Source organism: Desulfovibrio sp., assembly GCF_009712225.1.
Taxonomy (GTDB): Bacteria; Desulfobacterota; Desulfovibrionia; order Desulfovibrionales; family Desulfovibrionaceae; genus Desulfovibrio.
In genome coordinates, this window is the sequence record NZ_WASP01000005.1 from 305234 (window position 1) to 330910 (window position 25677).

Here is a 25677-nt window from a genome sequence, read left to right on the forward strand (position 1 = left end):
GCTAAAATCGAAGGCCTCTACACTGTCTGACTCTGCGTCTTCATGTCCTGAATAAGGGTGTGCAGCACGTGGGTTTGCTGAATGAGGTCTGTAACCGATTGGGCGGCGAGCTCCATGGCCTGTGCGGTTTCGGCCGAGATGGTTGCAATCTGCTCCACCGATCTGTTGATTTCTTCGCTGGTGGCAGATTGCTGCTCGCTGGCCGTGGCGATGGACTGCACCTGATCGTTGACCTGGTCCACAAATTCAAGAATACACTTGAGCGATTCGCCAGAGTGGATGGAAAGCGATGCGGCGCTTTCAACGGCTGCCACCACGTTTTCAACGCTCGAAATATTTTTGCGTGTACCTTCCTGAATTCCGCTAACCGCGCGGCCCACATCCTGCGTGGCGACCATCGTTTTTTCTGCCAGTTTGCGCACCTCGTCTGCCACCACGGCAAAACCACGCCCTGCGTCACCCGCCCTCGCTGCCTCAATGGCAGCATTGAGCGCCAGCAGGTTGGTCTGGTCGGCGATATCGGCAATGATGTTCATGATCTGCCCGATGCCGTCGGCCTGTTTGCCCAGCAGGGCCATGTCTTCGCGTATGGCAAGCGATTGCGCACGCACACCTTCAATGCCTTTTACCGCACTATTCACAACAGACGCGCCTTCCTGAGCCTGTCCATGAGTATTGCGAGATGCGTCGGCAGCCCGTTGCGAGTTCCTGGCCACTTCGAGCACGGTGGCGTTCATTTCTTCCATGGCGGTGGCGGTTTCGCGCACACGGCCAGACTGCTCGTCTGCGCCACGGCTAGACTGCTCAACCTGGCTCGAGAGCTCCTCCGAGGCCGTAGCCACAACATTTACCACAGATTCAAGGCTGTGCACGGCCTCAACAATCTTGTTGCGGTTGGCCTCGGCTTTTTCGCGCGCTTCTTCTGCGGTTTGCATGGCGCGGTTGGCCTTGCCTACCTCTTGCTCCGCCAGCTGGCTTTTTTCTTCTGCAAGCGAAATCTTGTGTTTCAGTTCGTCCAGCATTGTGCTGAGGTTGTCTGCCAGTGCGCCAAAATCGTCGTTGCGCTGCAGAGATATGCTTGAATCAAACTCGCCCCGGGTGATGTTTTTGGCAAAGCCAATGCATAAGCGGAGCGGCCTGATAATGCCCAGGGCAATACCCAGCGATATGAACGTGATCAGAGCAAGGGCGCAGATAAAGATGGTGGTGAAGTATATGCGTCCTTTGCTCACGATGCTACGGCCCTCTTCGGCCACTTTTTGGGAATAGGCATCGAGCAGGCTTGCAAGCTTGTCTACCACTTCACGGTGCTTCTGGTAGGCGGGGGTAAGCTGGCGGGCGGCCAGTGTTTCTGCCTCAGACCAGTTGTTGGCCTGCACGGCAGGTTTGATCTTGTTTTCAATGACATCAAACACGACGCTGCCGGTGGGGTAGAGCTCCTGATCAACAATCTGCTTGATCTGCGGGTCGATATCGCTGGAATGCCAGAAATTATACTGGCGCAAAAAATCTTTTTTGTGTTGGGCAATGGATGCATACAGCTTTTCGAGATTTGCTGCATCCCTGGTGCCCACAACCTGCAGGGCATCCAAATAGGTTTCAATGACATACAGCGGCGGCGGCAAAATATCTGCAAGCAGGTCTTTGCTGTCGGAGATAGATTGATATGTGTCAGAACCAATAGAAGTTTTTGTTATTGTATAAGTAGAAATGGAAAAAACACCAGTCATACCAACGAATACAAAAATGATAAGGATGGCAAATTTTTTGGCGACAGAGATATTTTTAAGCATTGGTGCTCTCCCTGCATTGGTATCAAAGGTGGATTTTGTTTTCATGCTTCTAAACGGTCACCCGGAAGAAAACAATAGGGTGGCGACATTCTCTTGAGTGTGCTTGCCAGTTAGGCAAGCGCTCACTATGCTTGATCGTGCTCAACTATAGCCAGATACGCCCAACCTGCCGCGATTTTGCGGGCTTGCCCTTGTATATTCTTACGGAAGCAGCTCATGACAGAAACTGAAAATTCCTCTGCAACGCTCCACATCACGCCATATTCCACTGCCAGCGGCAGAGCGTATATGCCCCCGCTGACGCGGGCCTCACTGAATGCCCTGTGTGATGCTGGCGGCATAAGCCCTGCGGCATGGCAAAAGGCCATGAATTTCTGCGGGTTCAGGCCAGACGGCAAGGCCTGGCTGGCTTACTGGCGGCAGCTGTGCCTGCTGGGCGGCGCGCTGTTTTTTGTGGCGGGTGTAGTCTGTTTTATCGCCTGGAACTGGGGAACCATGACGCCGCTGGCCCGCATGGCGCTGACAGGCGCGGTGGTTGCCAGCAGCGGCTTTGGGGCGGTGCTGCTGGGGCCAGATACGCGGCTGGGGCGGGTTTTGCTGCTGGTGTGCGGCCTTGCCATTGGGCCAATGCTGGCCGTGTTCGGGCAGACCTATCAGACCGGGGCCGAGCTGTGGGAGCTCTTTAGGGTATGGACTGCCGTGCTGGTGCTGCTGGCGCTGGCAGGCAGGCAAGCCGGGCTGTGGTTTGCAGCGTGGCTTGCGGCCAATATGTTTGGGGCGCTGTGGCTTGGGCGCAGCCTTGGCTCGCCCCTTGATGCCCTGGGCCAGACCCTTATTGTGCCAGAGTGGCTTGTTGCCATTGCCTGCGTTGTTGTGTGCTGGGAGTGGGCCGCGTACAGGGCAACACTCCGGGCTGTGAATAAATCCGTCCAGCAGGCCGACGATGGAACGGATCATGGCGTAAATCATGCCGCAAGCCCTGCAACAGAGCAGACCTGGTTCTGTTCGCGCTGGATGCCGCGCATGCTCTATTTTGATCTGGTTATCCGCACGGCTTTTTTTCTGCACGGCCTGATCAACGGGCTGGGCCATAGCCCCAAATTCAGCCCGATGCTGTTATCGGGCAATTTTGTGGTGGGCTTTGCCGTGGTGTTGGCGGGCCTTTCTTGGTGGTGGTACCGTACGCGGCAGCCCGACCTTTTTATGCTGGCATCGCTGCTGGCGGCGGGTGCGGCGGTGCTGCTTTCAGCCTTTGCCGAGGCGGAGCTGTTTCGCGATACGGGAACAACCGCCGCCCTGCTTCTGTGGGGGCTGCTGGTTACGGGCATGACGGCGGGGCTGGCAAAAATTTTGCTGCACCTGCAGGTAAGCATGGCAACATCCCCACGGCACGAAACTGAAGCCCTGTCGTTTCCCCCCTCGATCTTTGGCCGCACGGTTGCCGGGGCAAGCTGGCAGACACTGTGGGCCTATTTGCAGGCCCACTCGCAACAAGGCGGGCTTGTGCCGCAAAGTCAGTCACTGGCCGAAGCACTGGGTGCGCTTGGGGAGCAGCCGTCGCCCTGGTATGTGCGGGCCATGCTGGCCTTTGGCGGCTGGGTGTCTGCGGTGCTGTTTATCTGCTTTTTTGGATTTTTGCTGTTTTCAAATCTGCATATCAGCTCCAACGAAGAGCTGATTATCTTTGTTGCCTCAGTGCCGGTGCTGCTGCTTGGGCGGGTATTGTTGCCGCGCGGGCACATGTTTGCCCGGCACTTTGGCTTTGCCATGGCCATTGCCGGTACTGCCGGGGTTTCCATCGCCCTGTGCCTGAGCGTTACCCCCGAAGGACTGGCCTGTTTTGCGCTGGCTGCGGTGCTTTTTGCGCTCGCTGTTCTCATGCGCAACGCTGGCTACACGGGGCTGGCGGCGGTGGTGACTGGCAATTGTGTGGCAATGGGAATCGCCTTTTATTACGGCCAGATGGGTGGTGAATTAGCCGCGCACATTGAGAGAGGCTGGATGGGTGGCCCGGTGGGGCTGCTATCCCTTTGGTGGACGCTGGTTTGCGTGGGGCTGGCCTGCTACTGCCTGCGCGAAGATGCGTGGCGCGGGGCGGTCCATGGCAAACAGGCGGAGGCGTGGTTTTACGGATTGTACACCTCGGCCCTGATTTTTCAGGTATGCACCCTTGCCCCGGTTTACAGCCTGACCAGCGAGATGGGTCTGCCCGGCCTGACAGCGGGGTATCTGGGGCTTGGCGCGGCTTTGGCAGTGGCTGCGCTGGCCTGTAATTTGAGCCGGGGCGCGGGCAAGGCCTCGCGGCTGCTGGCAATGGCGGCCATTCCCCTTGCGTTTGCCCTGTCGTGGTATCTGCCGGGGGTGGGGCTGGCTCTTTTGGGCCTCGCGCTGGCACGGCAGATGGGCAGTGTGGTGATGCAGGGCTTTGTGCTGGTCTATCTCTTCGCCTACATGGTTTTTTACTACTACAGTCTGGCCGTGCCGTTTTCGTTAAAGTCACTCTATCTGGTTGTAACCGGGATAGGTTTGCTGGCGGTGGCGCTGGTGCTGCGGCTGTGGCAGGCAAAACAGACGGCAGGGGAGGCGGGCCATGCGTAGGCTGTATATTCTGGTGGTGCTGGTACTGTTTTTGGGAGGCTACGCCCTTGCCGCGCAGCGCATGGAAGCCGTACGGGCAGAATGCAAGACTATTTTGCTGGCTCTTGCCCCGGTTGACCCCCGCGCCCCGCTCATGGGCGACTACATGGCCCTGCGCTATGTGGTGAACAACGATATTCGCAAGGCTCTTGCTGCCCAGAAAAATGCGCAGAGAAACGCGCAGGAAAACGCGGCCAAAGCTACCCCAAAGTCAGCCCAAAAAGATGGGCAAAAAGACGGCCAAAAAAATGAGCAGAAAGCTGAGCCCTCTGAAAAAGTTACCACTGCCCGCGAACAAAAACGCAATGCCGAGGGCTTTGCCGTGCTGCGCATAACAAATGCCCCGGTGCCGCAGGCGGCAACCTTTGTGCGTCTGGACGATGGCAGCCCCCTGCAAGCCGACGAGTTTCTGCTGGGCTACAGGTTACGCGGCTACGAAGTAACATCTGCCGCCCCGGCTTTCTATTTTCAGGAAGGAACCGCCCACCAGTACGCTGGCGCGAAGTTTGGGGTGTTTAAGCTGGCCGCAGATGGCAAGACTTTGCTTGTTGGGCTGCAGTGATGGGGCGGGAATTGCTTCCGTTTGAGAACCCATTTTGGGGATAAAAACTGGTAATCCAAATGCATCTGTCGAACGTTGGCGGATTGCTTTGACTAGCTCATTTCTGCAGTGTCCTTTCATTGAAAATTATTATTACTTAGAGCTCCTCCTGATTTTTTTGAATAAGAGTTTCAATCGTATAGTCATTATTGTTTTCTGCCCTATTTAAGAGATCGAACATTTTTATTGAGTATTTATGGGTACTTGAAATGTTCCCCGTTTTGATTGTTATGTGATATTGGTTGTCTGACTCTTTAAAATTAACACCATGACGATCTTCAATTTCCTTCATGAGCTTGTGCGCATGCATCCAATGTGAAAACCCTAATTTGTGAGCCATTTGTGATATAAGATAGGGGTACTGGGCAGAAAGTGATTCGGGAGAATTCAATACAGTGATTCCAAACAGTTTTGCTAGTCCATCGGTGCTGCTGCATGCAGACTCAAGGAGCTGAAAATCAACCTTAAGGTCTTTACGTGGAAAATCGTGGCGTACAAGTTTGTATGTGTTTGCCATCAACCGCCTAAGCATTTTAGGGTCAACGGATGTTTCTATATTGCCGCCATAAAATGCGTCGAAAACCCATGAAAAATCATCGGAGACAATGCTCTTTATTCGAATTTGTTTTTCATCTTGTGTTGGGATAATTGTTTCCAACTTCTCAAATTTGTTTGATATTTTTTCTTTCCATTCCAATATATAGATATTGGGAATGATGTCATCACCTTGTGAAAGAATTTCATCAATGTCTGATAAGATTGATGAAATATTTTTGTCTGCTGCACTGTAGCCAATAAATAAAAGAGGATGCTCAGCAAAATATGTAAGGAGCTTTGCACTTAAGTACTTTTTGTTTTTTGAAAAGTTTTGATAGTCTTCTTTCGTAAAGACTATGCTATCTGGTTGACTGCAACATCCATGAATTTTATATATTTCTCCATATGATACGTAGTTTGCGCGGATAATTTTTTGCCCAATGACTCTGGAATATGCAGGGAAGATATTTTCTATAATGTTATCATAGTTGGTTGTTATAAGTGCGTGTGGTTTTATATTTTGCAATTTATTGATTTCATCAATAAAAGGTGAGGATAATGCATTAAAATTATTGCAAATATTATGTATTACAGAAGATATTTTGTGCTTAATATAAATATCGGGTCGATAGCTTTTAGAAAAAAGCTCCTGTGGAAAGTTGTTTTTCCCACTTCCCCATGCCCAATCTGTATATAGTTTTGAAAGAATGCTTCCGATCTCTGATTTATCGTCGTGCATCTGTAGGTAATAATCGATCCCTTTTGTCTCAATTTCGCAGTCGGCTGCAAGTATTTCTAATAATTCTGTCCAGTTGGGAGCACCGCAATATCTCCGTGCTAGGCCGGAACCAATAAACAAAATGGGTTGGCATCCCATGTTCTCAAGGCATTGTCGTACGTCGTCTTTTACCACACGCTGATAATCTGAATAGTCCACGATTTCTCCTTTCCAGAGACTTGTTGTGGGAGGTCTTTGAAGTGGATGAAAACAGAAAAAGCCCTTACGTCTGTTCAACGTAAGGGCTTGTGTTATCTGGTTGCGGGGGCAGGATTTGAACCTACGGCCTTCGGGTTATGAGCCCGACGAGCTACCGAGCTGCTCCACCCCGCGACACGTGCAGCGTTTCTCGCTGCGAGAAGATATATGTAAGCGCAACGTCTCTGACTGTCAAGAAAATTGTAAAATTCTTTTGGGTGGTCGCTTTCATATATCTGTGTCCTTGCCTCAAATCCGCTGTTGGCGCAGGTTTGCACCCTTTATGTGTGCGTAAATTATTTTTGTTCCAGGCACTGCGTGTCTGTTTTTTTGTTTCTGTGCCGGAATAAAGGCATGTAGTTTCACAAAACACATTGGTTCAATATGTTGAAATATATAGTACTCCTAATTTAATTTTCAGTAAATACATGTCATGCGAATTATTTTATCGAAATTTACGATGATTGGGTTGCGCAAAATATTTTACGTGTTCTGCTCGTTACTGCAATCTGCTTAATTTATAGAATAGTCTTGATTGCTGCTACGGATGGTGGTCACGCTGCCCTGCCGATTGCAAACACTGCCGCGCGGGGCTAAACTTCGGCTGTCAGCGCCGCCTTGCGTTTTGCCGGGTGGCCCGCGCATCAAATCTTCCGGATGTTTCGTCATGCTCACCCTTGTTCTGGCCGTAGTCATTGCAGTTGCCGTTTCCTTTACCTGTTCGCTGCTTGAAACGGTGCTCTATTCCTTGTCATGGTCAACCATAGAGCGGTTGCGCAAGTCTGGCAGCAAGCCGGGCGAGCTGCTCTACACCCTGCGTACGCAGGTAGACAAACCCATCGCCGCCATTCTCACGCTCAACACCATTGCCAACACCGCCGGGGCCACTGTGGCTGGTGCGGCCTTTTTGTCTGTGTACGGCTCGGAATACATGTCTGTTTTTGCCGTGGGCTTTACGGTGCTTATTTTGACCATGGGCGAAATTTTGCCCAAAAACCTCGGCGTGGCAAAGGCAGAGCCCATTGCCGTGATGCTGGCCCGCCCCCTCGCCATAATGGTAAAGTTGATGACCCCCCTGCTGTGGGTCACCAGCATGATAACCCGTCTTGTGGCTCCGCCGCCCGCAGGGCCGGTTATTTCAGAAGACGACATCCGCGCCGTTACCAGTCTTTCGCGGCAGGCGGGGCGCATCAAACCCTACGAAGAAGCCTTTATCCGCAACGTGCTGGCTCTGGACCAAAAGCGCGTGCGCGAAATCATGACCCCCCGCACCGTGGTATTTGAACTTTCGGACGACCTCACGGTAGAGCAGGCCTACACCGACCCGCGCACCTGGCATTTCAGCCGTATACCCGTGTACGGCGATGATAATGAAGATATCGTGGGCGTGGTTGAGCGTCGCACTCTTGGCCGCTGCATAAACGAGGGCCGCAAGGATGTGCCCATCAGCAAGATCATGCGGCCTGCGCATTTCATACTTGAAAACCAGACCCTCGATGTGCTGCTGCACGACCTGCTCAAGGCCCGCGTACATCTCTTTGTAGTGATGGACGAATACGGTGGTCTTTCTGGCGTTGTTTCGCTGGAGGATGTGTTGGAAGAAATTCTTGGCAGCGAAATTGTGGACGAAAGCGACAAGGTGGACGATCTGCGCGCTCTGGCCCGCCAGCGGCGGCGCGAACTGAGCGGCAGCAGGCAGGCGTAAAGTGCCGCATACAACCGCATTGGCGGGAAAGAATCACTGAAGACCTTGCGGTGATATTCTTATTGTAATAGTATGATAGGCCGTAACCAGCGTTGAGCGTCACGCTCGGCGCAGCCGTACAGCCCCGGCGCGTGGCAGCGCACAGGCGGGCGGCCCACCTTTAACCCGCTGTATCCCGGCACTGATGTCTTTGTGCAATATCTGCGCGCATATCCTGTGTACAAATTTGGCCGCATTCCTTGCGCATAGTGTGATTACAGTCACAGAATGTGCAGTTCAGGCTGGGTTATAATTCTAATAAAAATAATTCCTATCTTGTCAGCAGGTGCAAAATAGCGTAAGGTTTCGAGCAATAAATGTCGGGCGATTATGGGCGAAAGTCCAGGCCCGGCAGGCTCTGTCTTTCTGCCCTCGCGGCAGGGCAGGCCCAAGGCCATGGCCCCTTTCGGGCAGCACAAACATGGCTCAATGTTTCAGGAGAAACGCATGGCCCGTAAAAAAAACACAGGCATCTACATAGCCGCGCTGCTGCTCTTTTTGGGCGGGGTGGGCTATCTTGCATATTCCGGCTTTTCTGAAAACAGCGTGTATTTTCTGAATGTGTCGGAAGCCAAAGCCGCAACGCCCGATAAACTCGTGGCAGCGCGGCTTTTTGGTACTGTTGCCGAAGAGGGAATTGAAAAGCACCGGGGCGCGCCCGGTGTGAGCTTTCGCCTTGAAGACAAGGACAACGCCAGCCAGACCATTGAAGTGAACTATTCCGGCGCAGTGCCGGATACCTTCAAGGCCGGGGCCGAAGTTATTGTTGAAGGCGGCATGGGGGCAGAGGGCCGGTTTCAGGCCAAAACGCTCATGACCAAGTGCCCCTCCAAATACCAGAAAGAGAATCGCGGCTAGCCTTGCAGGCAGGTTGCGAGCTGCCGGGGCGGCCGGTCACGGACCTTTCGCTCCATCTAGTGTTGCGGGCTTCAATTGCGGGTTCTGGTATGGGGCCCCTGTTGTGACCTTGCCCGGCCACGGTTTGTCTTGCCGCCCGCAGCGGCCTGCATCTGCGCTGGCAGGTGCTGGGCGTCTGTGAAGCGCCTGATGGTCGCGCCTTTAATGATGCACAAATGATAGTCACTCCCCGCCGTGCGGCGGGCCGCCCCCTGGTGGGATAAAGGAGTCGTATGTACGTTTTTGCCTTTGCTCTTCAACTGATCGCCCTGCTGGCCGCCCTTGGCGGCGGTGGCCTGGCCCTTCTGCAACTGTGGCAAAACCGGGAAGACTCCCTGCCCGTGGTGGAAAAAGCCCACCTTGTCATTAGCGGCGCGCTTTTGCTGGCCTCGGCCCTGCTGTTGCACGCCCTGTTCTGGAATGACTTCAGCCTGTCTTACGTGGCCAGCTACACCGACCGCGTTTTGCCGGTGTTTTATCGCCTTACGGCCTTCTGGGCCGGTCAGCCCGGCTCCATGCTTTTTTGGGCGCTGGCCGTGGGCCTGAGCGGCAGCGCATTTGCCCTTACGCGGGCGTACAGAAATCTCAGCCGCCCCACGCGCCTGTGGTACTGGAGCTTTTTTTACGTCATCATGGGCTTTTTTGCCCTTATTCTCACCAGCTGGAGCAACCCCTTTGTGCTGCAGACGCCTGTTCCGGCAGACGGCAACGGCCTGAACCCCCTGCTTCAGAACCCCGGCATGATTTTTCACCCGCCGTTGCTGTTCCTTGGTTACGGCGGCTTTGCCGTGCCCGCCTGTCTGGCGCTGGCGCAGTGTCTTTCGGGGCAGAGCAGCACCGAGGGCGCGTGGTTTCGCCTTTCGCGGCCCTTCATCATTCTGGCCTGGCTGTTCCTTACTGCGGGCATAGTGCTTGGTGCCTGGTGGGCCTACATGGAACTGGGCTGGGGCGGCTACTGGGCATGGGACCCGGTGGAAAACGCTTCGCTGGTTCCGTGGCTGATCGCCACTGCCTCGCTGCATACCCTGATTGTTGAAGATCGCCGGGGCAAGCTTGGGCGCGTCAACGTGTCCATGATGGTGCTCACCACGGTCTCGGCCTTTTTCGCCACCTATCTGGTGCGCAGCGGCGTTATCGATTCTGTGCACGCCTTTGGCGACGGCAGCGTGGGCACGCCCCTCACCATCTTTGTGCTGAGCGGCCTTGTTATCGCCCTGTGGATTCCCTTTGCCGCGCCCAAAACCGGCAAGCCCCTTGCTGGGCTTGAAAGCCGTGAGGGCTTTCTGACCCTCGTCGCCTGGGTTTTGCTGGCGCTGGCCGTGATTATTCTGGTGGCCACCATGTGGCCTGTCATCAGCAAACTGTGGTCTGCCGCACCGCGTGGGCTTGATGCCCGCTTCTACAACCGTGTGTGTCTGCCGCTGGGCGCGCTGCTGGTGGTCATGATGGCCGCCTGTCCGTGGCTTGGCTGGGGCGGCGGCCTGCGCAACAAAAAAGGCTTTTTTGTTGTGATCGGCGGTTTTGTGGTCAGCGCCGTGGTCATATGGGCGCTTGGCTATCGCCAGCCCACTGCCCTGGTGGGCGCATCCGCCGCTGTGGGTATTGTGCTGGGGGCTATCATGCTGCTGGCCGACAAAGCCAACCGTGCACAGCCCGTAACCGTGGGTGCGCTGGGCGCGCACATGGGCATGGCCCTTGTGGCCATTGGCATTGCCTTTTCCGGCCCGTACACCACCGACCGTGAAATGATCCTCGCCAAGGGCGAAAGCGACACGGTGGGCGGCTACACGGCCACCCTGCTTGAACTGGGCGAGGGCCGCCGCGCCGACCACGAATACATCGTTGCGCAGCTGCAAATTTTCAAGGACGGCAAATCACTGGGTGTTGTATCGCCAGAACGCCGCCTGTACGACAAGTTTGGCAGCATGCAGTTTTCTGAAGTGGACGTGATCCCCGGTCTTGGCAACGAAATCTACGCCTCCCTGCTGGGGTTGGATGAAAATTCCAAGGTGGTGGTCAAGGTCAGCGTTGAGCCGCTGGTCAACTGGCTGTGGATAGGCGGCACCCTCATGTGCCTTGTGCCACTTGTGGGCCTGCGCCGCCGCAAGAATCCCGTGTCAGAGCCGGACAGCGGGAACAGCGCGGCCTAGCCGCAGGAGGCCCCTCTTGCTGGAACTTGTGCGCGTTGCCAAGGTCTATGGCGTCAAGGTTGTGTTTAAAGACATAAGCTGCGCCTTTGCTGCGGGCAGTGTTTCACTGCTTGTGGGCGGCAACGGCGCGGGTAAAAGCACGCTTATGCGCATAATGGCCGGGCTTTCGCGCCCCAGCGCGGGCGCGGCAAGGGTGGCCGATCAGGTTCGCGTTGGCTATCTGGGCCACGCCACCTTTCTGTATCCCGGCCTTACGGCGGTGGAGAATCTTGCCTTCTGGCGCGATGCCTACGACCTCAAGCTGACGAAAGACGACATCATGGCTGGGCTTACCCGCGTGGGGCTTGAAGCCCACGCCCACGAACGGGCGGGGGTGTTCTCTCGCGGCATGGCCCAGCGCCTCAATCTGGCGCGTGTGCTCATGCAGGCCCCCGATGTGCTTTTGCTGGACGAACCCGGCACGGGGCTTGATGTTGCCTCTCTGGCCCTGCTGCGGCGCGAGATTATAGCGGCGCGGCAACGCGGGGCGTGCGTGGTGCTTATCAGCCACGATCTGGCGGGCGATGCGCCGCTGGCCGACAGGCTGCTGGCGCTGGAACACCGCAAGCTGGCCTACGATGGCGCACCGGCGGGTTTTGACGGCTTTGGCATGGCAGAGGTGCTGGCGGGCGATGCCGCTGGCGCAACGGCCCGGAATCAGGGAGGCTCTGCATGCTGCGCCTGATGATGGCCATGGCCCGCAAGGATCTTTCGCTCACGCTGGCGCGTGGCAGCGGCCTTGTGCAGGCCCTGCTGCTTGGTTTGCTGCTGCTCTTTGTATTCAGCCTGTCGCAGGGCATTGGCGAGCGCATGGCCCCGCAGGGTGCCGCGGCCGTGTTCTGGATAAGCTCTGCCTTTTGTCAGGTGCTTATATTCAACCAGCTTTACGCGCTGGAAGAAGTAAACAATTCCCGCCTTGGGCTTTTGCTGTGCCCCGCACCCGTGCAGGCCGTGTGGCTTGGCAAAGGGTGCGCCGGGCTGGTGCTGCTGGTGCTGGCACAGATAGTATTTTTGCCTGCTGCAGTGGTCTTTTTGGGGCAGGATCTCAGCGGGCCCCTGCCCGAAGCTTTGCTGGCCCTGGTACTGACAGATATCGGCATGTGCGCCCTTGGCTCGCTGCTGGGTGCGCTGGCGCAGGGGCAGGCCGCCCGCGAATCGCTGCTGAGCATTGTGCTGTTTCCGCTGCTGACGCCGCTGTTGCTGGCGGGCATCAGCGTAGGGGCTCAGGCGCTTGGCGCTCCCAACCCGGATGGCCCGGGAGCGTGGCTTGGCGTTGCCGCCGCCTTTGACGCCGTTTTTCTCGGCGCGGGGCTTTTACTGTTTGGATACATCTACGCGGGGGACGAGTAATGCCCAAGTGTTCGGCGCTGCCGCAGATTCTGGCCCTGCTGGGGGGCATTGCCTTTGCCGCCTGCCAGTGGCTGGTGTTTGCCTACGCTCCAGAGGAAGCAACCCTGGGGCTGGCGCAAAAGATATTCTACATCCACCTGCCCATGTCGTGGTGGGCGCTGGTGAGCTTTTTTGTGGTGTTTGTTTCCTCTGTGGCCTATCTGTGGCGGCGCAATCCCGCTGCCGACAGGCTGGCCGCTGCCGCCGCCGAGGTTGGCGTGCTGCTGGGGGGCCTTGCGCTGGTTACAGGCATGCTGTGGGCACGCCGCTCGTGGGGCGTGTGGTGGACGTGGGACCCGCGCCTTACCACTACCCTGATCATGTGGTTTGTGTACGCTGGCTATCTGGTTTTGCGCGGGCTTGACCTGCCGCCGCAGCGCCGCAATACGGTGTGCGCCGTGGTGGGCGTGGTGGCTTTTCTGGATGTGCCGCTGGTCTTTATGTCGGCGCGCATCTGGCGCTCCATCCACCCCGCTGTTTTTGGCAGCAAGGGCGGCGGACTTGAGCCGGAAATGCGCCTTACTGTTATTGCCTGCGTGGGCTGTTTTGGCCTGCTGTGGGCGGCTTTGGTGTGGCTGCGCAAGCGTCAGCTTGATCTGCGCGACCGCCTTGACGCTCTGACGCAAAACGGGCTTGATGCCTGATTTTGCCAGATTTTGACTGAAACCCGTTCACTCCCCCCGGAGGAAATATGGATACACTGACCTGGGTTATCATGGCCAATGCCGCCGTGTGGATCGGCATAGGCGCGTACATGGCCTTTATGGCGGCGCGCCAGCGCTCTCTGGCCGCCCGGCTCGCCCAGATGGAGATGCTCAACCATGACTGATACCAACAAGTGCGGCCTTTCGGCCCGCATACTGATTATTCTGCTGGCTGCGGCCTTTACCATCATGCTTTTTGCCTCGCTCAAGGCGCGTATTCAGAATCCCCACCTTACCGTGGCGGCCCGCCCGCAGCAGGGTATGGCCGGGGGCGAAGCTGGCGAAGACTCCCAGACCGTGGGCAGGCTTATGCGTCAGGTGGCGGAAAATCCGCAGGATATTGGTGCGCTTATCCATCTGATCGAGCATCTTGTCACCGCGCAGAACTGGGACGCGGCAGAAACCTTTGCCCAGCGAGCGGTTGCCATGGATGTGAGCAATTCCAAGCCTCTGTATCTGCTCGGTGTTATCCAGCACAATCAGGGCCGGAACAAGGAAGCCGCCGAAGCGCTCGAAAGGGTCGTAAAGATCAAGGACGAGGCCTCTGTGCGCTACAGCCTTGGCGTGCTGTATATCTATTTTCTCGAAGACCCCAAGCGTGGTGTTGAGCACCTGCGCGCGGGCCTGAAAGACACTACCGCCAGCGAAGAACTCAAGGCCGCCATGCAGCAGGAGCTGGATAAGACTCCTGTGCCGGAAGAAGCCCAGACCGCGCCCGCCAAAACGGACGCCAAGGCAGACAAAAAGGCTGACAAAAAGGCTGACAAGAAAGCCGCCAAGTAAGCAGCTTTTCTTCAACATATATTAAGCAAAAGGCCTCTTTGGGTTCCCAAAGAGGCCTTTTGCTGTTTTGAATAACCCAGTTACCCATTCCAGATAGCAGAATAAAAAATTTAGAGGGTGGGGTACGGGGGAGGATATCCTTTTTAAAGGGTCCCTCCCCCGCAAAACCCTAGCCTAGCTATTATAGAAGTTGATCAGGCAACCGTCGAGGATGATCTTGCGTTCGTCGCTGGTCAGTTCCTTGAGGGCAAGGCTGATCTGCTGGGCCTTGCCGTCTTCGCTGGCAACGTAGCCGGTAAAAGAGGGGTCGGCGTTCTGCACGGCGCTGCGCACATTGGGTACCACCAACCAGTCGCCCACCTTGAGGGTATCGGCCAGCGAGGCATCAACAATAAAGGGCAGCATGCCCCAGTTGATGAGGTTGGAGCGGTAACGCTTGGTGGCGTATTCCACGGCCATGTTGGCCCAGCCGCCCAGCACCTTTTGGCACGACGCAGCCTGCTCGCGGGCAGAGCCGTCGCCGGGCTTTACGGCAAAGATGGCGGAGCCAAGGCCCACCTGCTTGAGATCGGCAGCGCCCTGTAGCGCATCGAGTCCGCAGGTGGCAAACAGACCGCGCACCTTTTCCAGCAAAGCGGCATCGCCGGGGTTGGCAAGACGGGCTGTTTCAAGGGCGTTCACGGTTTTGGCGCGGCCCACATAGCCGGGGTCTTTGCGCGAAAGGGTGTATTCCGCCAGTTTGAGCGGGTTGGAGCGCAGGGATGAGGTTTCGCCAGAGGGAATCAGCTCGTCGGTGGTGGTAACCGGATCGGTGATGACGCTCACCACCTGGAGCAGCAGGTGCTCGGGCAGGGGGCTCATGCTCGGCCAGTCGGCAATGTTGGGGCCGCGCACAAGCTCGGCCTGCGGTTCTGCCTTGCCAAAGCCGTTGTACACGCGGCTGTGGTAGATAAGCGGCTCAAAGGTGTAGGAAAGGTCGGCATTGGCCAGCGCGGGCGCGGACCAGTCGAGCTCGGTGGCCGGGGTAAGGCGGCCGCCGTTGGCAGCGGTGGCCGCGATGGAACGGGCGTCCATAAGGGCCACTGTGGAAACCTGACCGTTGGAGGGCTTGGAGCCTTCACGGTTGGGGAAGTTGCGGGTTGTGTGGCGGATGGAGAGCGCTCCGTGGGCCGGGGTATCGCCAGCGCCAAAGCAGGGACCGCAGAAGGCGGTTTTCATCACAGCGCCAGCCAGCATGAGCTTGGCCGTTGCGCCGTTTTTGACCAGGGCGAGGCCCTGGGGTTCACTGGCGGGGTACACGGCCAGGTTGAAAGCCTGATTGCCCGTTGTTTTGCCGTCGAGAATTGCGGCGGCCAGAGCGATGTTTTCAAAGTTGCCGCCAGCGCAGCCAGCGATAATGCCCTGATCAACCCACACTCCGCCGTCGCGTACCTTGGCGCGCATGTTCAGACCCTTGGCCGCGTCGCCAAACTGGCGCTGGGCTTCAGCCTCTACCTCGGCCAGCAGCTCGGCGCCGTGCTTGGCCACCTCGGCCACAGGGTAAACGTTGCTGGGGTGGAAGGGCAGGGCGATCATGGGCACGATGCGGCTGAGGTCAACGCGGATCAGGCCGTCATAGCAGGCGGGGCCTTCGAGGCACAGTTCGGCGTAGTCTTCGGCGCGGCCATGCATGGCCATGTAGTCGCGCACCTTTTCGTCGGTGGTCCAGATGGAAGAAAGACAGGTGGTTTCGGTGGTCATGACGTCGATACCGCAGCGGTATTCCACAGAAAGACCCGCCACGCCGGGGCCCATGAATTCCATGACCTTGTTTTTGACAAAGCCGTTTTTGAACACCGCGCCGATGATGGCAAGGGCCACGTCCTGCGGGCCGACACCGGGGCGGGGCGCGCCCTCAAGCCACACCGCAACCTTTTGCGGATTGGTCACGTCGTAGGTCTTGCCCAGCAGCTGCTTGACCAGTTCCGGGCCGCCTTCGCCAATGGCCATGACGCCCAGCGCGCCGTAGCGGGTGTGGCTGTCGGAGCCAAGGATCATACCGCCGCACCTGGTCATCATTTCGCGCACGTACTGGTGGATTACAGCCAGATGCGGGGGCACAAAGATACCGCCGTACTTGCGCGCGGCGGAAAGACCGAAGAGGTGGTCGTCTTCGTTGATGGTGCCGCCCACGGCGCACAGACTGTTGTGGCAGTTGGTCAGCGCGTAGGGTACGGGAAATTCCTTAAGGCCGCTGGCGCGGGCCGTCTGGACGATGCCCACATAGGTGATGTCGTGCGAGGCCATGGCATCAAAGCGGATGCGCAGCACATCATCTTCCTTGCCGGTATTGTGCGCGGCAAGAATGCGCGCGGACAGGCTGTTTCTGCGGGCGGCTTCAATATCCACGCCCTTGGCGCGGGCTTCTTCGGCCATGGCTATGCCGTTGGCGTCGATCACGACGGAATTGTTTACAATCTCGATCATGGCAGACCTTCAGGGGTTTGCGGGTCGCTGGCGCGACGCGGGTTAGCTAGAGTATTTCAAAGTTGAAATGCTCCGGCGTCTGCATAGGCAGACGCCCGCCGTATCGGCGTAACGCAGCTTCAGCCGTTGGTGAGCTTGTGAGCCTTACGGATGAAGACAGCAACGCTACTTGTTTGCGCTGGTCAGCGCCGGGACGTGTGTGTCTAAAACTTTGAGAATGTACATTCTCAAAGTTAATCTGCTCCAGCGTGTGCCGTGGCCAGTTTGAGGCCAAAGGCAATGAACACAAGGCCCGTACAGCGGTGCATCCACTTCTGGAAGCGGCTGTTTTCAAAAATGTGCCGTATGCGGCCCAGCATGTAGGCCAGCGGCACATACCAGAACAGACACAGGCCCGACATGATGCTGCCCAGCGTTAAAAACTGCGGGGCAAGCGGTGCGTGCGGGTCCATGAACTGGGGGAGAAATGTCAAAAAAATCAGCACGGCCTTGGGATTGAGCGCATTGGTCAAGAAGCCCTGGCCGAAAAAATGCAGCCATTGGCGCATGCTGAGGCGCTGCGCGGGAGGGGTGGCATCTGCCTGGGTATGGGTTTGGTGCGCCGTTTTGACCACCGCCGAGCTCACAGGCTGACCAGCACGCTGAGCGGCGCGCAGGGCCTGAATGCCCAGCCACGCCAGATAGGCGGCACCAATGTATTTGAGAATGCTGAACCACAGCACAGACTGGGCGATGATGGCCGAAATGCCCAGCATGGCCGCAGTGGTGTGCACACAGATGCCAAGGGCGACGCCAACGGCAGCGGCCTGGCCCTGCGGGCGACCATTCATAAGCGAAATTTTTGCTATGAGGGCAAAGTCCGGCCCCGGCAGCATCACCAGAATGGCGGCCATAGGCACAAACAGCAGCAGGTTGTCCAGTGAGATCATGGTGGTGGTCCTTCATTCAGGCCAGAGCAGGCGGGAGAAAAGGAGCGCCCTGCGGTTGCGCCCGGTGATTGTTTGACCACCGGGCAGAGCCGTAAAACACTCCTTTTCTCCTCCTGCCCTTATAACTGACAGCAAACAGGCAGCGGCATGCGCCGTCCGCACCTCTGCGACATCTGCGGGCCGGTGAGGTTAAGGCCAGCGCCACGTATACTACAGGTTTGCGCCGATGATATCGCCAAATTCCACGCAGCCAACAGCGCGCGAACCGGGAACCTGGCCGGCCAGATCTTCGGTAACAGCCTTGGCGGCGATGGCCTTGCTCACGGCGTTGCGGATGCGCTCGGCGGCCTTGGGTACGCCGATGTGCTCAAGCATGAGCGCGCCGCACAGAATGACGCTGCCGGGGTTGGCCTTGTCCTTGCCCGCGATGGTGGGGGCAGTGCCGTGGGTTGCCTCGTAAAAGGCCAGCGTATCCGACATGTTGACGCCGGGTGCCAGACCAAGGCCGCCCACCTGCGCCGCCAGCGCGTCGGAGATGTAGTCGCCGTTGAGGTTGGGCGTGGCAAGAATCTGGTACTGTTCGGGGCGCAGCAGCGCTTCCTGGAACATGGCGTCGGCAATGCGGTCCTTGACCACAAGGCGACCGGCCACGGGTTCCTTTTCCGTGCAGGTAAGGTCACCAAATTCCTGTGCGGCCACGTCGTAGCCCCACTGGCGGAAGGCGCCTTCGGTAAACTTCATGATATTGCCCTTGTGCACAAGGGTGAGGCTCTGCTGCTTCTGGTCGAGTGCAAAGCGCAGGGCGCGGCGTACGAGACGCTTGGAACCGGCTTCGGTCATGGGCTTGATACCCACGGCGGCGGAATCGCCCACCTTGTTCACGCCCAGTTCTTCACGCAAAAAGGTGATGAGCTTGCGGGCCTCGGGGGTTTCGGCGGCAAATTCCACACCGGCGTAAACGTCTTCGGTATTCTCGCGAAAGATGACCATGTTGACGCGTTCGGGGTGTTTGACGGGGGTTTCAAGCCCTTCAAAGTGCCGCACGGGGCGGATGCAGGCGTACAGGTCGAGGCCCTGGCGCAGAGCCACGTTGAGGCTGCGGATACCCGTGCCCACGGGGGTGCCGAGGGGACCCTTCATGGCAAGCTCTGCGGTGCGCAGGGTCTGCATGGTTTCTTCGGGCAGGGGCGAGCCGGTTTCCTTCACGGCCTTGTCGCCCGCCAGCAGTTCGGTCCATTCCAGTTTGATGCCAGTGTTTTCGGCAGCAAGGGCAGCTTCAATGACAGGGCGCGCGGCCTTCCAGATTTCGGGGCCGATGCCGTCGCCTTCGATCCAGTAGATTCTCTTGTTCATGAAATTTCCTTACCTTAGTCGTTGTCGCTGTCGTCTGCTGCGGCCACTTCCTGCTGAAGTGCGCGCGCGCGTTTGAGGAGCTGTTCAAGCTGGATATCCACGCCAATGACGCCCTTGATATTGTCTTTTTCATCAGTAACCGCGCATGAAACGGTAATGATGAGCTTGCTCGTGAAGTGCGACTGGTACACATCCATGATGTGCAGGTCGCCGGTTTTCATGGGCATCTTGAACCATTCGCGCTGCGAAAAATCGTAGCCGATGGGCAGGGCCTCGTAGGTTTCCTTGTATACCGGGTCGGTGATGGCCGAGCAGCGCAGTTTGCCCTGATCGTCAGTAAGGTAGCAGTACTGGATAAAGGGATATTCGCGCACAAATTCGTCAAGCCGCGCGCAGGCGTGCTTGCTGAAGTCCAGCAGGTCGCTGCTGCGGGCAAGGCGAATGATGATGTTGGCAGAGAGCTCGCCAGCCAGCTGCTTCATGTGGTCGTATTCGGAGGCGAAGAGCTCGGGCATGAAGCGCTGCACCAGGGCTTCCATTTCTTCGTGCGAGAAGCTGGTGGTGCGGCCTGTTTCTTCGTATACGGCCATGATGGCGTCGTATATCTGGCCCACGGAGGGGTGCTTTTTCGAAACCTGCTGGTCGCTGGCCAGATTCAGGTTGGCGTTGATCCAGTAGGCAACACCGGCGCGGCCCGTCTTGTCGGTAATGATGATGGGCACAGGGCGGCCAAGCAGATGGTTGGTGTCGAAGATGTTGTAAATTTCTTCGTTCTTGGCCAGACCGTCGGCGTGCACGCCAGCGCTGGTGGCGTTGAAGTCGCGGCCCACGAAGGGATAGTTGTTGGGAATGCGGTAGTGCAGTTCTTTTTCAAAGAACTCGGCAACTTCACTCAGAATGGTGGTGTCGGCGGCGGCGTCGTCGCCCGTAAGCGAAATGTATTCGATCAGCAGGGCTTCAAGCGGGGTGTTGCCCGTGCGTTCGCCAAAGCCGAAAAGCGTGCTGTTGACCGCGCCGCAGCCATACAGCCAGGCGGTGACGCCGTTGACCAGCACCTTGTGAAAGTCGTTGTGCCCGTGCCATTCAAGCCATTCGCCCGGTACGCCAGCCTCGTCGGTAAAGCAGCGCACAATGCGTTGCACCGAGCGGGGCAGCGCCGCGCCGGGGTAGGGCACGCCATAACCCATGGTGTCGCACAGGCGAATCTTGACCGGCATGCCGCTCTGGCGCGAGAGCTCCATGAGCCGCTGGGCCAGGGGTAGACAAAAACCGTAGATATCTGCTCGGGTTACGTCTTCAAAGTGGCAGCGGGGAATGATGCCCCATTCCAGGGCCTGTTCGGCCATGCCTACGTACATGTCCATGGCCTGCTGGCGGGTTTTGCCCAGCTTGAGAAAAATATGGTAGTCCGAAACGCTGGTGAGCATGCCGGTTTCGTCAAATTCCATGTCGCGGGCGAGCTTGAGGTCGTCCTTGGTGGCGCGAATCCAGGCGGTCACACGCGGAAAGCGGTAGCCTCTGGCGCGGCACACATCAATGCACTTGCGGTCTTTGGCCGAGTACAGAAAAAATTCAGAAGCCGTGATGAGTCCGGTTTTTCCGCCGAGCCTGTGCAGAAAATCGAACATCTTTGCCACTTGCTTGACCGTATAGGGGGGGCGGGCCTGCTGGCCATCGCGAAAGGTCGTGTCGGTGATGCGCATCTGTTCTGCGGGGCGGGGGGCCAGCAGAACCTCGTCAAACGAGGTGCGGCAAATACTGGTGTAGGGGAAAAGCTCACGGTAGAGCTGCGGTTTTTCCGGCTCCTGCATGACCAGGGTACGGCTGCCTCCAGTTTGGTGAATAACGTTGCTCATTGGGTTCCGCCCTGTCGCGCGGTGGCCGCGCGGTATAAATTGTTGCCGTAAGCCGCTAATATAGCGGTTTACAGCCCTTGCGTCCAGTATGCACAGCGCCCTGGCCCCGGCAACACTTGCCAGAAAACCAAAAATAAAGGATTGTCGTTGGCTGCAAGCGCGCCGATCTATAGGGGAGCGGGCGCGCGTTTTCCTGAAGGAGCGGGCATGTCTGATTGTGTACGCTACCCGGCACCGGGTTGCGTGGTGGAATATTTGGAAGGCAATGCCGTACAGATTGCCCTGGTCACTGAAGAGGCCGGAGGCCGTTTGCGGCTGCTCTTGCCCAACCGTAGGGAAACGCGCCTGAATTCCTCGCGCCTGCTGCCCTGGCTTGGACCTTTGCACGCGGCAGACATGGGACGCGAAGACGCCGTGCGCGTGCTTGAAGCGCACAAAAACACGCGCGAGGATCTGGCCGCACAGATACCTGTCATGGACGTGTGGGAACTGGCGCAGGGCGAAGTGGAGCTTGCCCCTGCCAGTTGGTTTGCCGAGCTTTTTGAAAGCGACCCCAACACCGACCATGTCTCTGCCTATGGCCGCGCCCTGCTGGCCTGTAAAAGTCATTTTCGCTTTCAACCCCCGGATTTTCAGGTTTTTTCTGCCGATATGGTTAAAAAACGCCTGATCGAAGAAAAAGCCCGTCTTGAGCGCGAATCACTCGCTGCTGGCGGCGCGGCATTTTTGCGTCTGCTGTGGGAGGTTGCCTGCCGCAAGCGCGAGCTGCCCCAGCCCCCGCGCGAGGGGGCTTCTCTTGGCGAATGGCCGCCGCAGGAAGTGGCCGAACGCCTTGAGGAAGTGCTGTTTGCCCGCATGACGGATCCTGAAAGTCAGGAATACGAAAACATCTGGCGCACCCTGAGCAAGGGCCTGCCCGATGTGCCGCACCTGCCCCTGCAACTGCTGGTGGCCTGGGGCAAGGTGCCCGCCCACTACAACTTCTGGCTCGACCGCGCGGGCTATGCACCGGGCGATGCCTGGTGGACCGACTGCTGCGACGAGGTGGCGGCCCTGGCCGATGCGGGCCGTGATCCTGCCAAGGCCTTTGTCCGACAGTGGCCCGATGGCGCGCTTGCAACCTGCGACCAACCCTGCATCAGCATAGACAGCGCCACCACCCGCGATGTGGACGATGCCTTTCATGTAGAGGCAGAGGGCGACGGATGGGCGCTCACGCTCATGCTGGCCTGCCCCTCACTGTTCTGGAATTTTGGCGGGCCGCTGGACAAGCTAGTGCTGCACCGTGGCACAAGTATCTATCTGCCCGAGGGCGACTGCCACATGCTGCCCGAGGTGCTGGGCACCGACGCCTATTCGCTGCTGGCCGATCAGGCCCGCCCCGCCCTGCGCGTGCTGGTGCACGTGGCGGCCGACGGCACACTTGGCGGTTGCGAGATTTCTGTCGTGCAAGCCACGCTTGCCGCCAACCTCACCTATGTGGACAGCCAGGCCGTACTTGATGCCCAGGCCGCTGGCGAGGACCTGCCCCAGAACGCGGCCACGCCCTATGCGGAACAGCTGCGCGTGGGCCTTGCTTTGGCCCGGCAGCGGCAGACTGCCCGCATAGCCGACGGTGCGGTGATAATGGACCGTCCCGACCCGGTGATTCGCCTTGAAGGCGAGGGAGCCGAGGTGCGCGTTGAGGTGGGCCAGGACTATCAGGCCTCGGACGCGCAGATGCTGGTGGCGGAAATGATGATTCTTGCCAGTGCCGCCGTTGCCCAGTGGGCAGCCGAGCACGGCGTGGCCATGCTGCACCGCGTGCAGGATGTGGTTTTGCCCAAGGAATACGCCGGTATCTGGACTACCCCGCAGGACATGACGCGCATCATGCGCGCGCTTACGCCATCGGGCCTTGAGGTGCAGGCCCGCCCGCACGCCGCCCTTGGTCTTGCGCGTTATACGCCCGTAACCTCGCCGCTCAGGCGTTATCCCGATCTGGTGAACGAGGAACAGCTGGTGCATTATTTCCGCACCGGGCAGCCTCGCTGGACAGAACCCGAGCTGGTTGACCTGCTCAACGTGCTTTCGCCCGCACTGGATGCGGCTGGGCAGGTGCAGCGCTTCCGCCCGCGTTACTGGAAGCTGCTGTTCTTCCGCCAGAAGGGTGACAAGGTGTGGTGGAACGGCGTGATCACAGAGGAAAACGACGCATTTGTTACCGTAAGCCTGCCCGATCAGGGCATGTTTGTGCGCGGCAAAAGACGGCTTTTTGACGAGCGGGCGCACCCCGGCCTTGCCGTGGATGTGCGCATTGGCAAGGTGCAGCCGCTGTACAACGAAATCATGATTCTGGAAGCGGTTCCGGCAGACTAGGGCCGCCTTTGGGCGAACCTGTCCCCAGACCTGCCGAGGGCATGCCCCGGCATGCCCTGCGCACTGCCGGTTGTGACGTGTGCAACGCAGCCATACGTGGGTATTACGCGTCCCAACGGGACTGTTTAGGGGTGGTGGGCAGCTGTGCCCGGATTTTCAAAGGCTTGCAGCGGAGAATTATATGCTGGAAGTATTGTGGATTGCTCTGGCCTATGTGCTTGGTTCTGTGCCGTGGGGGCTGGTGATCGCCAAAACCTTTTGCCGCATAGACCCGCGTGAGAGCGGCAGCCGCAACACCGGAGCCACCAACGTGGCCCGTTTGTGCGGTTTTGGCTGGGGGGTGACCACCCTGGCCTGCGATGTGTGCAAGGGCGCTGTGCCAGTGTGGCTGGCCTTTCGCATTAATCCTTCGCCCGTGTTTGTGAGCGTGGTGGCTCTGGCCTGCGTGCTGGGGCACGTGTTTTCCTGCTTCATGAAGTTCAAGGGTGGCAAGGCCGTGGCCACAAGCATCGGCGTGTTCCTTCCCCTGGCTTTCTGGCAGCTTCTGGCGGCAGCGGCCCTGTGCTGCCTTGTTATCTGGCGCAGCGGCTTTGTTTCGCTGGGCTCCCTCACCCTGGTGGTTTCGCTGGCCGTGGCCCTGGCAGTTACCGGCCAGTGGAGCTGGCTGCCGCTGGCCCTGTGCGTGTGCGCCGTGGTGGTGTGGAAGCACAAGGAAAATATCGCCCGCCTGCGCGCTGGCACGGAAAAAAGCTGGCTCAAGGGCAAGCACGCCGAAAAGCAGGAAGACAAAGGCTAGCTGCGGCTGCCTGCAAATTTACGGCAGCAGTTCTGCTGCCGTTATACATGTCAGTATGGGCCCCTTGCCGCAGAATGTTTTTGCGGGCAGGGGCGTGCAGACAGCCTGTGGCAAGACTGTTTGCCTGATGCACTTATCAAGGAGTTTTTCTCATGGCGCATGCGGATTTTCCGGCCTATCGCGGCCGCATGGAGTATGTTTGTCTTGACTGCGGCGCACGTCACCCCGGCGACAGCCTGCTGTACACCTGCCCCCAGTGCGGCGGCGTGTTTTTGCTGGAAAACCTGGATTTTGACAAACTGAAAGAACGCAGCGGCGCAGAGTGGCGTGAACTTTTCGATGCCCGCTCCGCCAGCCGCAACACTGCGCTTCGGGGAATATTCCGGTTTTACGAGCTGCTCGCTCCCCTGCTTGATGAAGACGACATCGTCTATCTGGGCGAGGGCATTACACCCATCATCGAGGCCGCCCCGGCCCTGCGCGACCGGGTGGGCATTCCCTTTGCCTACAAGAACGACGGCCAGAACCCCAGCGCGTCCTTCAAGGACCGTGGCATGGCCTGCGCGTTCAGTTACCTCAAGTGGCTGTGCCGCCGCAACAAGTGGGACGAAGTGCTGACCGTGTGCGCCTCTACCGGTGATACTTCCGCCGCTGCGGCCCTGTACGCCTCGTATGTGGGCGCACCCCTCAAGAGTGTTGTGCTGTTGCCCCACGGCAAGGTCACGCCCCAGCAGCTTTCGCAGCCCCTTGGCAGCGGTGCCACCGTGCTGGAACTGCCCGGCGTGTTTGACGACTGCATGAAGGTGGTTGAGCTGCTGGCCGAAAACTATCGCGTGGCCCTGCTCAATTCCAAGAACAGCTGGCGCATTCTGGGACAGGAATCGTACGCGTACGAAACCGCACAGTGGTACGGCTGGGACATGACCGATCTCTGCCTCTTTGTGCCCATTGGCAACGCGGGCAACATTACGGCAATCATGTGCGGCTTTTTGAAGATGCTCGAGCTTGGCATCATCAGTGCGCTGCCGCGCGTGTTTGGCGTGCAGTCCGAGCATGCCGACCCTGTATGGCGCTACTACGATGCTCCCAAGGGCGCGCGCCACTGGCAGCCTGTTACGGTAACGCCCAGCGTTGCCCAGGCCGCCATGATCGGCAACCCCGTGTCCTTCCCGCGTGTGCGCAAATTGGCAGAAATGTTCATTGAAAAGGGCGGCGAAAATGCCTTTCAGGTTGTGCGCGTGACCGAGCAGCAGATCATGGACGCCATGATTGTAGCCAACCGTCACGGCCACATCGCCTGTACCCAGGGCGGTGAATGCCTCGCTGGCCTCATGAACGCCAAGGCTCTTGGCCTTATCAGCGACAAGGAGCACGCCGTGCTTGACGCTACGGCCCATGCCCTCAAGTTTGCCGGTTTCCAGGACATGTACTTCAATGATTCCTTCCCTGCCGAATACGGCGTGAAGCCAGATAAAAGCCTGGCCAACAAGCCCGAACTTCTGCTGCCCGAAAGTGCCCGTAAAGGCCGCGAAGTGGCCGAGTTCGCCCGTATGGGCGCGGATGCCGTAGCGGAAAGACTTTCTTTGCAGAAGAAATAAAGTTATTCTTTTGAAAGCCGATAAAATCGGTGGCGGCGGCGCATGTCTGTTGCGTCGCCGCTTTTGTTTTG

Annotated in this window: 19 protein-coding genes and 1 tRNA gene; 13 read left to right on the forward strand and 7 right to left on the reverse strand. The window is 58.1% G+C overall.

Translation table 11 applies throughout. The annotated features are described in order from the left end of the window. Nucleotides 1–17: 17 nt before the first annotated feature. Nucleotides 18–1793 (reverse strand): methyl-accepting chemotaxis protein, encoded by a 1776-nt coding sequence (locus F8N36_RS05190; protein WP_291331736.1) that lies wholly within the window; start codon nucleotides 1791–1793, stop codon nucleotides 18–20. Nucleotides 1794–2009: 216 nt separating this feature from the next. Between F8N36_RS05190 and F8N36_RS05195 the strand changes: the two genes are divergently transcribed. Together F8N36_RS05195 and F8N36_RS05200 are read left to right on the forward strand one after the other, a co-directional pair. Beyond that, nucleotides 2010–4391, forward strand: a complete 2382-nt coding sequence (locus F8N36_RS05195) for a DUF2157 domain-containing protein (protein WP_291331737.1) — start codon at nucleotides 2010–2012, stop codon at nucleotides 4389–4391. After that, nucleotides 4384–4992, forward strand: coding sequence for a GDYXXLXY domain-containing protein (locus F8N36_RS05200; protein ID WP_291331738.1), 609 nt, complete (start codon nucleotides 4384–4386; stop codon nucleotides 4990–4992). The genes F8N36_RS05195 and F8N36_RS05200 overlap by 8 nt, the downstream gene beginning before the upstream one ends. Before the next feature lie 136 nt (nucleotides 4993–5128). Here the strand turns inward: F8N36_RS05200 and F8N36_RS05205 are convergent, their stop codons facing one another. Together F8N36_RS05205 and F8N36_RS05210 are read right to left on the reverse strand one after the other, a co-directional pair. Further along, the gene (locus F8N36_RS05205) at nucleotides 5129–6505 is read right to left on the reverse strand and encodes an SIR2 family protein (protein WP_291331739.1); all 1377 of its coding nucleotides are present in this window, start codon (nucleotides 6503–6505) and stop codon (nucleotides 5129–5131) included. A gap of 97 nt (nucleotides 6506–6602) precedes the next feature. Then, a tRNA-Met gene (locus tag F8N36_RS05210) sits at nucleotides 6603–6679 on the reverse strand. A 532-nt stretch (nucleotides 6680–7211) separates the two neighbouring features. Between F8N36_RS05210 and F8N36_RS05215 the strand changes: the two genes are divergently transcribed. The 8 genes from F8N36_RS05215 (at nucleotide 7212) to F8N36_RS05250 (ending at nucleotide 14250) form a co-directional block, all read left to right on the forward strand. After that, on the forward strand, nucleotides 7212–8249 hold the full coding sequence (locus tag F8N36_RS05215) for a CNNM domain-containing protein (RefSeq protein WP_291331740.1): 1038 nt from the start codon (nucleotides 7212–7214) through the stop codon (nucleotides 8247–8249). Between the two features lie 486 nt (nucleotides 8250–8735). Beyond that, nucleotides 8736–9146, forward strand: coding sequence for a cytochrome c maturation protein CcmE (locus F8N36_RS05220; RefSeq protein ID WP_291331741.1), 411 nt, complete (start codon nucleotides 8736–8738; stop codon nucleotides 9144–9146). A gap of 272 nt (nucleotides 9147–9418) precedes the next feature. After that, nucleotides 9419–11335, forward strand: a complete 1917-nt coding sequence (locus F8N36_RS05225; protein ID WP_291331742.1) for a cytochrome c-type biogenesis CcmF C-terminal domain-containing protein — start codon at nucleotides 9419–9421, stop codon at nucleotides 11333–11335. Nucleotides 11336–11351: 16 nt separating this feature from the next. Next, nucleotides 11352–12059 carry an ABC transporter ATP-binding protein gene (locus F8N36_RS05230; RefSeq protein ID WP_291331743.1) on the forward strand — a complete coding sequence of 236 codons (708 nt, stop codon included), beginning with the start codon at nucleotides 11352–11354 and terminating at the stop codon, nucleotides 12057–12059. After that, a complete protein-coding gene (locus F8N36_RS05235; RefSeq protein ID WP_291331744.1) occupies nucleotides 12047–12724 on the forward strand; it encodes a heme exporter protein CcmB in 678 nt (225 codons plus the stop codon). The genes F8N36_RS05230 and F8N36_RS05235 overlap by 13 nt, the downstream gene beginning before the upstream one ends. Further along, a complete protein-coding gene (gene ccsA, locus F8N36_RS05240) occupies nucleotides 12724–13407 on the forward strand; it encodes a cytochrome c biogenesis protein CcsA (protein ID WP_291331745.1) in 684 nt (227 codons plus the stop codon). The genes F8N36_RS05235 and ccsA overlap by 1 nt, the downstream gene beginning before the upstream one ends. A gap of 47 nt (nucleotides 13408–13454) precedes the next feature. After that, nucleotides 13455–13592 carry a CcmD family protein gene (locus F8N36_RS05245; protein ID WP_291331746.1) on the forward strand — a complete coding sequence of 46 codons (138 nt, stop codon included), beginning with the start codon at nucleotides 13455–13457 and terminating at the stop codon, nucleotides 13590–13592. Beyond that, nucleotides 13585–14250, forward strand: a complete 666-nt coding sequence (locus F8N36_RS05250; protein WP_291331747.1) for a hypothetical protein — start codon at nucleotides 13585–13587, stop codon at nucleotides 14248–14250. The genes F8N36_RS05245 and F8N36_RS05250 overlap by 8 nt, the downstream gene beginning before the upstream one ends. Nucleotides 14251–14424: 174 nt before the next feature. Here F8N36_RS05250 and F8N36_RS05255 read toward each other — a convergent pair whose 3' ends face one another. The 4 genes from F8N36_RS05255 to F8N36_RS05270 all read right to left on the reverse strand — a co-directional run bounded on the left by F8N36_RS05255 (nucleotide 14425) and on the right by F8N36_RS05270 (nucleotide 20854). Further along, nucleotides 14425–16716 (reverse strand): hydratase, encoded by a 2292-nt coding sequence (locus F8N36_RS05255; protein ID WP_291331748.1) that lies wholly within the window; start codon nucleotides 16714–16716, stop codon nucleotides 14425–14427. A gap of 233 nt (nucleotides 16717–16949) precedes the next feature. Beyond that, nucleotides 16950–17645: a LysE family translocator gene (locus F8N36_RS05260; RefSeq protein WP_291331749.1), complete on the reverse strand. Its 696-nt coding sequence runs from the start codon at nucleotides 17643–17645 to the stop codon at nucleotides 16950–16952. Between the two features lie 210 nt (nucleotides 17646–17855). After that, on the reverse strand, nucleotides 17856–18998 hold the full coding sequence (gene icd, locus F8N36_RS05265) for an NADP-dependent isocitrate dehydrogenase (RefSeq protein WP_291331750.1): 1143 nt from the start codon (nucleotides 18996–18998) through the stop codon (nucleotides 17856–17858). A gap of 14 nt (nucleotides 18999–19012) precedes the next feature. Next, nucleotides 19013–20854 carry a cache domain-containing protein gene (locus F8N36_RS05270; RefSeq protein WP_291331751.1) on the reverse strand — a complete coding sequence of 614 codons (1842 nt, stop codon included), beginning with the start codon at nucleotides 20852–20854 and terminating at the stop codon, nucleotides 19013–19015. Between the two features lie 207 nt (nucleotides 20855–21061). Here F8N36_RS05270 and F8N36_RS05275 point away from each other — a divergent pair, with 207 nt between their 5' ends. From F8N36_RS05275 to thrC, 3 genes are all read left to right on the forward strand, one after another. After that, on the forward strand, nucleotides 21062–23212 hold the full coding sequence (locus tag F8N36_RS05275) for a ribonuclease catalytic domain-containing protein (RefSeq protein WP_291331752.1): 2151 nt from the start codon (nucleotides 21062–21064) through the stop codon (nucleotides 23210–23212). A gap of 181 nt (nucleotides 23213–23393) precedes the next feature. After that, the gene (plsY, locus tag F8N36_RS05280; protein WP_291331753.1) at nucleotides 23394–24008 is read left to right on the forward strand and encodes a glycerol-3-phosphate 1-O-acyltransferase PlsY; all 615 of its coding nucleotides are present in this window, start codon (nucleotides 23394–23396) and stop codon (nucleotides 24006–24008) included. A gap of 152 nt (nucleotides 24009–24160) precedes the next feature. Then, nucleotides 24161–25606 (forward strand): threonine synthase, encoded by a 1446-nt coding sequence (thrC, locus tag F8N36_RS05285; RefSeq protein WP_291331754.1) that lies wholly within the window; start codon nucleotides 24161–24163, stop codon nucleotides 25604–25606. The last annotated feature ends 71 nt before the right edge of the window (nucleotides 25607–25677 follow it).